General features: G+C 65.3%; 10 protein-coding genes. 7 read left to right on the top strand and 3 right to left on the bottom strand.

Annotated elements, in window-relative coordinates; all coding sequences use genetic code 11:
• Positions 1-84: 84 nt before the first annotated feature.
• Together QYS36_RS20160 and gloB are read right to left on the bottom strand one after the other, a co-directional pair.
• Positions 85-1,641: a LysM peptidoglycan-binding domain-containing protein gene (locus QYS36_RS20160; RefSeq protein ID WP_308841142.1), complete on the bottom strand. Its 1,557-nt coding sequence runs from the start codon at positions 1,639-1,641 to the stop codon at positions 85-87.
• 100 nt (positions 1,642-1,741) lie between these two features.
• Positions 1,742-2,515: a hydroxyacylglutathione hydrolase gene (gene gloB / locus QYS36_RS20155; RefSeq protein WP_308841400.1), complete on the bottom strand. Its 774-nt coding sequence runs from the start codon at positions 2,513-2,515 to the stop codon at positions 1,742-1,744.
• Positions 2,516-2,618: 103 nt separating this feature from the next.
• On the opposite strand from gloB, the gene QYS36_RS20150 reads away from it, so the two are divergent.
• The 7 genes from QYS36_RS20150 (at position 2,619) to nudC (ending at position 10,465) form a co-directional block, all read left to right on the top strand.
• Complete coding sequence (locus QYS36_RS20150) at positions 2,619-3,380, top strand: methyltransferase domain-containing protein (protein WP_308841141.1); 762 nt, start codon at positions 2,619-2,621, stop codon at positions 3,378-3,380.
• A gap of 44 nt (positions 3,381-3,424) precedes the next feature.
• Positions 3,425-3,877, top strand: coding sequence for a ribonuclease HI (rnhA, locus tag QYS36_RS20145; protein ID WP_070887466.1), 453 nt, complete (start codon positions 3,425-3,427; stop codon positions 3,875-3,877).
• Positions 3,870-4,622, top strand: coding sequence for a DNA polymerase III subunit epsilon (dnaQ, locus tag QYS36_RS20140; protein ID WP_308841140.1), 753 nt, complete (start codon positions 3,870-3,872; stop codon positions 4,620-4,622). The genes rnhA and dnaQ overlap by 8 nt, the downstream gene beginning before the upstream one ends.
• Before the next feature lie 115 nt (positions 4,623-4,737).
• On the top strand, positions 4,738-7,008 hold the full coding sequence (locus QYS36_RS20135; RefSeq protein WP_308841139.1) for an arginine/lysine/ornithine decarboxylase: 2,271 nt from the start codon (positions 4,738-4,740) through the stop codon (positions 7,006-7,008).
• Between the two features lie 117 nt (positions 7,009-7,125).
• The gene (locus QYS36_RS20130) at positions 7,126-7,938 is read left to right on the top strand and encodes a crotonase/enoyl-CoA hydratase family protein (RefSeq protein WP_308841138.1); all 813 of its coding nucleotides are present in this window, start codon (positions 7,126-7,128) and stop codon (positions 7,936-7,938) included.
• A 38-nt stretch (positions 7,939-7,976) separates the two neighbouring features.
• Complete coding sequence (locus tag QYS36_RS20125; RefSeq protein WP_308841137.1) at positions 7,977-9,635, top strand: ferrous iron transporter B; 1,659 nt, start codon at positions 7,977-7,979, stop codon at positions 9,633-9,635.
• The gene (nudC, locus tag QYS36_RS20120; RefSeq protein ID WP_308841136.1) at positions 9,635-10,465 is read left to right on the top strand and encodes an NAD(+) diphosphatase; all 831 of its coding nucleotides are present in this window, start codon (positions 9,635-9,637) and stop codon (positions 10,463-10,465) included. Before QYS36_RS20125 ends, nudC begins: the two co-directional genes overlap by 1 nt.
• On the opposite strand, the gene QYS36_RS20115 is transcribed toward nudC, so the two are convergent.
• Complete coding sequence (locus QYS36_RS20115) at positions 10,433-11,218, bottom strand: TSUP family transporter (RefSeq protein WP_308841135.1); 786 nt, start codon at positions 11,216-11,218, stop codon at positions 10,433-10,435. The genes nudC and QYS36_RS20115 overlap by 33 nt on opposite strands.
• Positions 11,219-11,288: the final 70 nt, after the last annotated feature.

Genomic DNA, 11,288 nt, shown 5'->3' with positions numbered 1-11,288 from the left:
GCAAGGTTTCCGTACAGTAACAGCTTGTCTGTACAGGAAAAAGAGCGACCCCGGCGGCCCGCCTCAAGTGTGTTGCAATGCGCGTCAGTCAGGCAGGCGCAGGGTCAGTACCTGGCCCGGTTTCAGGGCCTTGCCGGTGCGCGGGTTCCAGCTCTGCAGGTTCTTCATCTGCACGTTGAAACGCTTGGCGATCAGGTGCAGGGAATCGCCCTTGCGCACCTTGTAGTAGGTGACGCCGTCCCGTTGCGCGACGCTTCGTGCTTTGCCGGTGCCGGTGCCGCCCTGCAGCTTGATGGTTTGCCCGACACGCAGCGAGTTGCCCTTCAGGGCATTCCAGCGCTGGATGTCGTTGACCGCGACATTGTGGGCCCTGGCGATCTGCCAGAGGTTGTCGCCATTGCGGATGGTGTAGTTGCGCGAGGCCACGGCGGTATTGACGGTGCGCTGCGGCGCCTGGTCAGGCACTGACTGCAGGCTGGTCGGCAGGCTCAGGTGCTGGCCCACGGCGAGGGTGTTGCCGCTGAGCTGGTTGAGCTCCTTGATGCTGGCAACGCTCAGCTCGTAGCGGTTGGCGATGCCGTGCAGGTTGTCGCCGGCGCGCACCACGTATTCCTGCAGGCCCCGATCCTCGGGTTTGAGCGTCGACAGATTGGCGGTCAGCAGTTCGACCTTCTGGGTCGGCACCAGCAGGTGCTGCGGGCCGTCGACGGTGACGCGTTTCTTGAACGCGGGGTTGAGCAGGTACAGCTCGTCTTCGTCGACCTCGGCCAGGGCCGCTACCCGAGCCAGGTCCATGCGCTGCTTGAGCTCCACCTCCTCGAAATAGGGCTCGTTGGCGATCGGTGCCAGGCTCACGCCATAGGCGTTTGGCGCCATGACCACCTGGGACAGGGCCAGCAGCTTGGGCACGTAGTTCTGGGTTTCCTGGGGCAGCGACAGGTTCCAGTAGTCGGTTGGCAGGCCGAGCTTCTGGTTGCGCTCGATGGCGCGGCTGACCCGGCCTTCGCCGGCGTTGTAGGCCGCCAGGGCCAGCAGCCAGTCACCGTTGAACATCTCGTGCAGGCGCGCCAGGTAGTCCATGGCCGCCTGGGTGGACGCCGTGACGTCGCGGCGACCGTCGTACCAGCGGGTTTGCCGCAAGTTGAAGTTGCGCCCCGTGGAGGGGATGAACTGCCACAGCCCGACGGCATCGGCCGGCGAATAGGCGAAGGGGTTGTAGGCGCTCTCGATCATCGGCAGCAGCGCCAGCTCCATCGGCATGTTGCGCTCTTCGAGGCGCTCGACGATGTAATGGATGTAGGGATTGCTGCGCTCCCCGGCCTTCTCGACGAACGACGGGTTGCTGGAGAACCACAGGCGCTGTTGTTCGATGCGCGGGTTGACGCCGATCGCGTCCTGCAACTGATAACCGGAGCGCACACGTTCCCAGATATCCTTGGGCTGCTCGGCCTTGGCCGTGCCCTCGATCCATAGCGGCTGGTGCGGCGTTCTGCCGCTCAAGTCCACTGCCGGCGCGTTCTCGACCTGTTGTTGATCGAGGCTCTGGCAGCCGCTGAGCACGGCACAAACCGCCAGGGCCAGCGCCGGATAGCGCAGAGCCAATGCCTTTGAATTCAAGGGGTTAGGTCGGGAAGAAGGCATTGGTTATGGGGGGTATCCTGGATCGAAAGTCGGGCGATTCTAGAAACCGATCCAGGGGTGGTCAAGTTTTGACCAGGATTTTTGCGGGCCAGTCGGTACTTCAGAAGTGATCCTTCCAGGCGCGCAATGCGGCAAAAACCTCGCCCTCGCTGGCCATGGCGCGTGCTTCCCGGCTGGCGATCATTTCTTTAACCGATGTTTCGCCGGCGCGCAGAAACGGGTTGGTGGCGCGTTCGAGCTTGAGGTCGGACGGCAGGCTGATCTGCCCTTGCTGACGCCAGGCCTCGACCTGCGCGAAGCGCTCGGCAATCGCCTGGTTGGCCGGCTCGACGGCCCTGGCGAAGCGCAGGTTGCTGAGCGTGTATTCATGGGCGCAATAGATCAGCGTGTCGTCCGGCAACTCTGCCAGGCGCTGCAATGACTGGTGCATCTGTTGCGGCGTGCCTTCGAACAGCCGACCGCAGCCGGCGGCGAACAGCGTGTCACCGCAGAACAGCCAGTGCTGCTCGGGTTGATAGAAGGCGATATGGCCCAGGGTATGGCCGGGCACCTCGAAGACCTGCATGGCCAGGCCCAGCACCTCGATACGCTCGCCATCGACCAGCGCCTGGTCGCGGCCCGGAATGTTCTCGCTGGCCGGGCCGTAGACCCGTGCGCCGGTTTCGCGGCGCAGCTGCTCGACCCCGCCGACGTGATCGTTGTGGTGATGGGTGATCAGGATATCGCTCAGCGTCCAGTCGCCATGCTGCTGCAGCCAGGCCTGCACGGGGGCGGCGTCGCCGGGGTCGACCACCGCGACACGCTTGTGCTGCGCATCCTGCAGCAGCCAGATGTAGTTGTCGGAGAATGCGCTCAGGGCTTCGATCTTGATCATCAGGTGGTCGCCAAGCTGGGGACAAAGGTGCATCTTAGGTGTCATTGTTAGAGATGGCTATGCAGGTATTTTTCATGAACAAGCAGCCCATGAGCACGCGTCCATGACCGACAACCCCTTCGCCCAGGCCGATGCCGACTGGCTGCAACTGATCGGTGCGGCCCGGCAGTGGTTCACCAGCCCCCTGGGCCGCCTGCTGCTCGAGCAGGAGCAGCGTTTGCTCGACGAAGAGCTGGCACGGTTCTTCGGCGGCTACCTGGTGCATTACGGCCCTTGCGCCGAAACCTCCCTGGAAACCCAGCAGATCCAGCGCAGCGTGCGCCTGGGGGCGCCGTTCGCGGGGGTGGAGATCGTCTGCGAGGAGCAGTCCTGGCCGCTGGTCGAGCACGCCGCCGACGTGGTGGTGCTGCAGCACGGCCTGGATTTCAGCCAGTCGCCCCATGGCTTGCTGCGTGAGGCGGCGCGCAGCGTGCGTCCGGGCGGGCACCTGCTGGTCGTCGGTATCAACCCGATGAGCGCCTGGGGCGTGCGCCACCTGTTCGCCCACGACGTGTTGCACGACGCCCGCTGCATCGCCCCTGGGCGGCTCGCTGACTGGCTCAACCTGCTGGGCTTCGCGCTGGAGAAACGGCGCTTCGGATGTTATCGTCCGCCGCTTGCTTCGGCGGCCTGGCAGGCTCGGCTGGCCTCCCTGGAGCGCTGGGGCGGTGCCTGGCAATCGCCGGGTGGCGGGTTTTACGTATTGGTGGCGCGCAAGCTGGTCGTCGGCCTGCGCCCGCTGCGCCAGTCCCGTCGCGAGCCGATGGGCAAGCTGATGCCCATGCCGGTGGCCAAACTCAGCCGTCGCGACCGTGACGGCGCATAACCTGGCCCCGCACATCGAAATCAGAGCATAGATAAAGGCGCTGCATGTCCGATCAAGTTGAGCTTTACACCGACGGTGCCTGCAAGGGCAATCCCGGCGTCGGTGGCTGGGGTGCATTGCTGGTGTTCCAGGGCGTGGAAAAGGAGTTGTGGGGCGGCGAGGCCGTGACCACCAACAACCGCATGGAGCTGATGGGCGCGATTCGCGGCCTGGCCGAACTCAAGCGCCCGTGCAACGTGCGCCTGGTCACCGATTCGCAGTACGTCATGAAGGGCATCAAGGAGTGGATGCCCAACTGGAAGAAACGCGGCTGGAAAACCGCCGCCAAGGAACCGGTGAAGAATGCCGACCTCTGGCAGCAGCTGGACGAGCAGGTCAACCGCCACAACGTCACCTGGGAATGGGTGCGCGGCCATATCGGCCACCCCGGCAACGAACGCGCCGACCAGCTGGCCAATCGTGGCGTCGAAGATATCAGGAGCATGAAGCGTGCGTAGAGTCGTACTGGATACTGAAACCACCGGTATGCCGGTAAACGATGGCCACCGGGTCATCGAGATCGGTTGCGTGGAGGTCGAGGGGCGGCGCCTGACCGGGCGGCATTTCCACATCTACCTGCAGCCGGACCGTGAGATCGATGAGGGCGCCATCGCGGTGCACGGCATCACCAACGAGGATCTCAAGGACAAGCCGCGCTTCAAGGAAGTCGCCGACGAGTTCTACGAGTTCATCAAGGGTGCGCAGCTGATCATTCACAACGCGCCCTTCGACATCGGCTTCCTGAACAACGAGTTCGCCCTGATCGGCCAGCACGAGCGTGCGGACATCTCGGCCTATTGCGACGTGCTCGACACCCTGCAGATGGCCCGCGAGCGTCACCCGGGCCAGCGCAACAGCCTCGATGCGCTGTGCAAGCGCTACGGCGTCGACAACTCCGGCCGTGAACTGCACGGCGCCTTGCTCGACTCGGAGATCCTCGCCGACGTCTACCTGGCGATGACCGGTGGGCAGACCAACCTGTCCCTGGCCGGCGAAGGCGCCGAGGGCGATGGCAGTGGTCGCCAGCAGGCCACGCCGATTCGCCGCCTGCCCGCCGAGCGGCCCCGTGGCGTGGTGATCGCTGCCAATGCCGACGAGCTGGCTGCCCATGTCGCACGCCTGGCGGTGATCGAAAAGGCCGCTGGTGCGCCGGCCCTGTGGGCTCAGCTGGACGCCGCAGAGCAGGGCACATCCGCCTCCTGATCGGTCAATTGCGACCTTTTCGTACAGCGCTCTGCGCGAGGGGTTCCGTCCAATCCGGCGAGCCTCTACCCTGAGGGCATAGCGGGTTCGTTCCGCATGACCTCAGGTGCAACTGATGTACAAAGACCTCAAGTTCCCGGTACTCATCGTTCATCGTGACATCAAGGCCGATACCGTGGCCGGCGAGCGGGTGCGGGCCATCGCCACCGAGCTGGAGCAGGACGGCTTCACCATTCTCTCCACCGCCAGTTCGGCGGAAGGCCACATCGTCGCCTCGACCCACCACGGCCTGGCCTGCATCCTGGTGGCCGCCGAGGGCGCTGGTGAGAATCGCCACCTGCTGCAGGATATGGTCGAGCTGATCCGCATCGCCCGCCGCCGCGCACCGCAACTGCCGATCTTCGCCCTGGGCGAGCAGGTGACCATCGAGAATGCGCCGGCCGAAGCCATGGCCGATCTCAACCAGCTGCGCGGCATTCTCTACCTGTTCGAGGACACCGTGCCGTTCCTGGCCCGCCAGGTGGCCCGTGCCGCGCGCAATTACCTCGACGGCCTGCTGCCGCCGTTCTTCAAGGCCCTGGTGCAGCACACCTCGCAGTCCAACTATTCCTGGCACACGCCGGGCCACGGCGGTGGCGTGGCCTACCGCAAGAGCCCGGTCGGGCAGGCGTTTCACCAGTTCTTCGGGGAGAACACCCTGCGCTCCGACCTGTCGGTGTCGGTGCCCGAGCTCGGCTCGCTGCTCGACCACACCGGCCCGCTGGCCGCCGCCGAGGAACGCGCCGCGCGCAACTTCGGCGCCGACCATACCTATTTCGTGATCAACGGCACCTCGACCGCCAACAAGATCGTCTGGCACTCGATGGTCGGCCGCGATGACCTGGTGCTGGTCGACCGCAACTGCCACAAGTCGATCCTCCACGCGATCATCATGACCGGCGCGATTCCCCTGTACCTGTCGCCGGAACGTAACGAGCTGGGCATCATCGGGCCGATTCCGCTGAGCGAATTCACCCGCGAGTCGATCCAGGCCAAGATCGATGCCAGCCCGCTGGCCCGCGGCCGCGAGGCCAAGGTCAAGCTGGCGGTGGTGACCAACTCGACCTACGACGGCTTGTGCTACAACGCCGAACTGATCAAACGCACCCTCGGCGATTCGGTCGAGGTGCTGCACTTCGACGAGGCCTGGTACGCCTACGCCGCGTTCCATGAGTTCTATGCCGGGCGCTATGGCATGGGCACCACCCGCGAGGCCGCCGGCCCGATGGTGTTCACCACCCATTCGACCCACAAGTTGCTGGCCGCCTTCAGCCAGGCGTCGATGATCCACGTGCAGGACGGTGGCGCCGGCACCGGCGGGCGCAAGCTCGACCGCGACCGCTTCAACGAAGCCTTCATGATGCACATCTCCACCTCGCCGCAGTACGGCATCATCGCCTCGCTGGATGTGGCTTCGGCGATGATGGAGGGGCCGGCCGGGCGGTCGCTGATCCAGGAAACCTTCGACGAGGCCCTGAGCTTCCGCCGGGCCCTGGCCAACCTGGGGCAGAGCCTGAGCAGCGAGGACTGGTGGTTCAGCATCTGGCAGCCGCCGCAGACCGAGGGCACCGACGACGTGTCGACGCCGGACTGGCTGCTGCAACCCGAAGCCGACTGGCACGGTTTCGGCGACGTGGCCGAAGACTACGTGCTGCTCGACCCGATCAAGGTGACCCTGGTGATGCCCGGGCTGACCGCCGGCGGCCGGCTCGACGAGCGCGGCATTCCCGCCGCGGTGGTCAGCAAGTTTCTCTGGGAGCGCGGCCTGGTGGTCGAGAAGACCGGCCTGTATTCGTTCCTGGTGCTGTTCTCGATGGGCATCACCAAGGGCAAGTGGAGCACCCTGTTGACCGAGCTTCTGGAGTTCAAGCGCAGCTACGATGCCAACCTGCCGCTGAGCTCGGTGCTGCCCTCGGTGGCCCGCGAAGGTGGGCTTCGTTACCAGGGCATGGGCCTGCGCGACCTGTGCGACTCATTGCATGACTGCTACCGCGAAAACGCCACCGCCAAATCCCTCAAGCGCATGTACACCGTACTGCCCGAAATCGCCCTGAAACCGGCCGATGCCTATAACCAGCTGGTACGCGGCGAGGTTGAAGAGGTGCTGGTCGATGACGTCGAAGGGCGTATCGCCGCGGTGATGCTGGTGCCCTATCCGCCGGGTATTCCGCTGATCATGCCGGGCGAGCGTTTCACGGCGCAAACCCGCTCGATCATCGACTACCTGCGCTTCGCCCAGGCCTTCGAGCGGCGTTTCCCGGGTTTCGACGCCGATGTCCACGGCCTGCAGCGCCATGAGGGCGAGCAGGGCAGTTACTACACGGTGGACTGCATCATCGAGCAGTGAGCCCGGTGCTGCCAATGGCGCGGCGTGATCGACTTTCAGGCGCCGCTTGCTATAGTTGCGCGGTTCGCCCCCTGCTGCCGTGGTGGGGCGCGTGCCGCCACCAGAAGGATGACTTGCATGTCGCAGTACCAGGCTTTTCGCGTCGAACTCCAGGACAAGATCGCCCATGTGGTGATTGATCGAGCGGACAAGATCAATGCGATGAACGCCGCCTTCTGGACGGAGATCATCGATGTTTTCCGCTGGGCCGACGAAACCGACGAGGTTCGGGTGGTGGTGCTCTCCGGTGCCGGCAAGCACTTTTCCTCGGGCATCGACCTCAACCTGCTGGCCCAGGTCAGCAGCCAGCTGGGCAAGGATGTCGGCCGCAATGCGCAAACGCTGCGCCGCAAGATTATCGAACTGCAGGCCTCGTTCAACGCCGTCGACCAGTGCAGCAAGCCGGTGCTGGCGGCCATCCAGGGCTATTGCCTGGGCGGCGCCATCGACCTGGTCAGCGGGTGCGACATGCGCTACTGCAGCGCCGACGTGCAGTTCGCCATCAAGGAAATCGACATCGGCATGGCCGCCGACGTCGGCACGCTGCAGCGGCTGCCACGGCTGATCGGCGACGGCATGCTGCGTGAACTGGCCTACACCGGGCGCACCGTCGAGGCCGCTGAAGCCCGGGAAATCGGCCTGGTGAACCGCGTATTCGAGACCCACGACACATTGCTGGCCGGTGTGATGGACATTGCCCGGGCGATCGCCGCAAAATCGCCGGTTGCCGTACGTGGCACCAAGGAGATGATTCGCTACATGCGCGATCACCGGGTCGACGACGGCCTCGAATACGTCGCCACCTGGAACGCCGCCATGCTGCAGTCGGCCGATTTGCGTGTGGCGATGATGGCCCATATGAACAAGCAGAATCCCGAGTTCGCTGATTGAGCGCGGTTTCATCACCTGTGCGGGAGGCACACTAGCGAATGGTTTCTGGAGCATCGTCACTGGGGCTGGTTCGCGACGAACTGTTCGCCACGATCGAAGAGGCCGAAGCGAGCCTCGAACAGTTCATCGTCGAGCGCAATAACGGTGCCCTGTTGCAGCAGGCGGTCGATAACCTGCAGCAGGTGCGCGGCACGCTCAACCTGATCGAACTGACCGGGGCGGAATTGCTTGCCCAGGAAGTGCTCGACCAGGCCACCGATATTCCAGCCGGCGTCGGCAACGAGCGCGATGCGCAGCTGGCGGCGCTGAGCAATGCGCTGCATGTGCTGCGCCGTTATCTGGAAGGGCTGGATGCCCATCGCCAGGAAATGCCCGAGCTGCTGCTGCCGGCGATCAATGACCTGCGCCAGGCCTGCAAGCAGCCGCCGCTGCCCGAGAGTTTCTTCTTCAGCGTACGCCTCGACCAGGCCCGGCCGCGCATGGTGCCGCCGGCGCTGGACGCGGCCGCCAAGGAGAGCGAGGGCCGCCGTTTGCGGCAGATGTACCAGGTCGGCCTGCTGGGCTATCTGCGCGAGCAGAACCCGGCGGCCAGCATGAAGCTGATGGGCCGGGCCATGAGCCGTCTCGATGGCCTGTTCGCCAACGAGCCGCGCGGGCGCCTGTGCTGGCTCGGCGCGGCGGCTCTCGAGGCCCTCAACGAGGGGCAGCTGCTGCCGCGCAAGTCGCGCAAGCAACTGCTCTCGCGCCTCGACCGTGAGTTGCGGCAGATGCTGGTCAATGGCTCCTACGAGCCGCCGCGCAGCCTGCTCAAGGAGCTGCTGTACCTCGTCGCGCTGTCCGCCGGCCGCGGCCCGCTGGCCAGTGAGGTGCGCGAGCTGTTCGGCATCACCGCGCTGCCCTTTACCGATCATTTGCTCGAAGAGGAGTACCAGCGTCTTTCCGGCCCCGGCAAGGCGGTGATGCGTTCGCTGAGTTCGGCGATTCGCGAGGAGCTGGCCAGCGTCAAGGATCTGCTCGACCTCAGCGAGCGCGGTACCCTGCAGGAAGACGGCCTGAGCAGCCTGCATGCGCTGCTCGGCAAGCTGAGCAAGACGTTGGCCATGGTCGGCCTGAGCTCGGCGGGCAACTCGCTGGCCAATCAACTGCCAACGGTCGGCGCCTGGTGTGAAGGCGCACCGGTCGAGTCGGACCAACTGATCGCCCTGGCCGACGCCGTGCTCTATGTCGAAGGCATGGTGGCCACCCTCGAGCGTGGTGAGCGCGTATCGGCGCCGCGGGTCGACCCCGAGATGTGCACCTTCGCCCAGCATCAACTGTTCGAGGCGCGCGTGGTGGTGCTCGATGAAGCCCGCGCCGGTCTGGCACTGGCCAAGCGCGCGATCACCGCGTACCTGGAGTCGTCCGGCGATCGCATGCACCTGTCCAATGTGCCGTTCAGCCTGCAGGCCGTACGCGGTGGCCTGTGGTTTCTCGGTCAGGAACGTGCGGCGCTGCTGGTGGCCGCCTGCGCCGATTACATCCAGACGCAGATGCTCGATAGCGAGCAGATGCCGGCCGAAGCACGCCTGGAAGTGCTGGCCGATGCCCTGAGCAGCCTGGAGTATTACCTGGAGGCCGATAACGGCCTGGCCCAGCCGAGCGTGCTGGATCTGGCCGCCGAGAGCGTGCGCGCCCTGGGTCAAGAGGTGGCCGCCTGATGGCCGGGCACTGGCAACCCGGCTTGCTCGATCCTGAGCAGCCAGGCGGCTTGGTGCTGGCCCACCATCGCCAGCATTTTCTCAGTGACGCCAATGGCCTGCTGTTTCCCCGCGAATGGTTGAAGCAGCAGGAGTTGCCGGTAATAGCCGAGCATGGTCTGGGCCATTTTGGTGGCGAGCCGCTGTACTTGCTCGAACTGCAGGGCAAGGCCGAACTGCCGGGCTGTCACTGGCAGGGGTTGCGCCAGGTGATGCTCGAGGGCGACGCCGCGCTGTTCCAGATGCTCGGCTTCGCGGCGCAGATCGGCACCTGGGCCAGCGACAATCGCTTCTGCGGCAGCTGCGCCACGGCGATGCTGCAGGTGCCTGGCGAGCGTGCGATGCAGTGCCCGGCGTGCAACCTGCGCCACTATCCGCGCCTGTCGCCAAGCATGATCGTACTGGTTACCCGTGGTGACGAGGTGCTGCTGGCCCGCTCGCCGCGCTTCGTCTCGGGGGTGTACAGCACCCTGGCCGGTTTCGTCGAGCCGGGCGAGTCGGTGGAGCAGTGCGTGGCCCGTGAGGTGCGCGAAGAGGTCGGCGTCGAGGTCTGCAATATCCGCTACCAGGGCAGCCAGAACTGGCCGTTCCCGCACTCGCTGATGCTCGGCTTTCATGCCGACTATGCGGGCGGCGAGATCGTCCTGCAGGAAGAGGAGATCGAGGACGCAGGCTGGTTCTCGATCCACGCGCTGCCGCCATTGCCGGCCTCGCGCTCGATCGCCCGCTACCTGATCGACTGCTACGTGGCGCGCCGCCTAGGCGGCGCCGAACCAGTGTTGCCAGACTAGCCGCGTAGTAAGCCCCAACACCACCAGGATGAATACCGGGCGGATGAACTTCGAGCCGCCGCCAATCGCCGTGCGCGCGCCGAGAAAGGCGCCGGCCATCAGCGAAAAGCCCATGCACAGGCCCACCACCCAGGCCACCTGACCGGCGACGATGAACACCGCCAGGGCGCAGGCATTGCTGATGAAGTTCATTGAGCGCGCCACACCGCTGGCACGCACCAGGTCCAGTGGGTACATGAGCAAGGTGCTGACCGTCCAGAACGCGCCGGTGCCCGGGCCTGCCACGCCGTCGTAGAAACCCAGGCTGATGCCTTGCGGCCATTGCCGGCGGCTGGCGATGGGCAGGTCGGCGTCCAGTGGCGCGTCCGGCGTCTTGCCGAACAGCAGGTAAATGCCGCAGGCGAACACCACCACCGGCAGCATCTTGTTGATCCATTCGGCCGGCATCCAGTGCACCAGCACCGCGCCGCCAATGGCGCCAATGGCGGTGCCGACCATCGCGTTCTTCCATTTGCCCGGGCTGAACAGCTTGCGCCGGTAGAAGGTGTAGCCCGCGGTTGCCGAACCGAAGGTCGCGCACAGCTTGCTGGTGCCCAGCACCAGGTGCGGCGGCATGCCGGTGGTGAGCAGGGCAGGGATGGTCAGCAGGCCGCCGCCGCCGGCAATGGCATCGATGAACCCGGCGATGAAGGCCACCAGGGCGAGCAGCAGCAACGTCGTGGGATCGACGGCCAATTCGAAGGGGAACGACATAAAAGGCGACCTGTATCCGATTGTGCGGCAACGGCGCTATTCGCCGATGAATGGGCTGCGCATAATGCCG

Origin of the sequence: Pseudomonas sp. G34, assembly GCF_031119625.1 — a bacterium.
In the GTDB taxonomy this organism is placed as follows: domain Bacteria; phylum Pseudomonadota; class Gammaproteobacteria; order Pseudomonadales; family Pseudomonadaceae; genus Aquipseudomonas.
The sequence above is the reverse complement of the archived record's forward strand: the minus strand, read 5'-3'. Positions and strand labels throughout refer to the sequence as shown.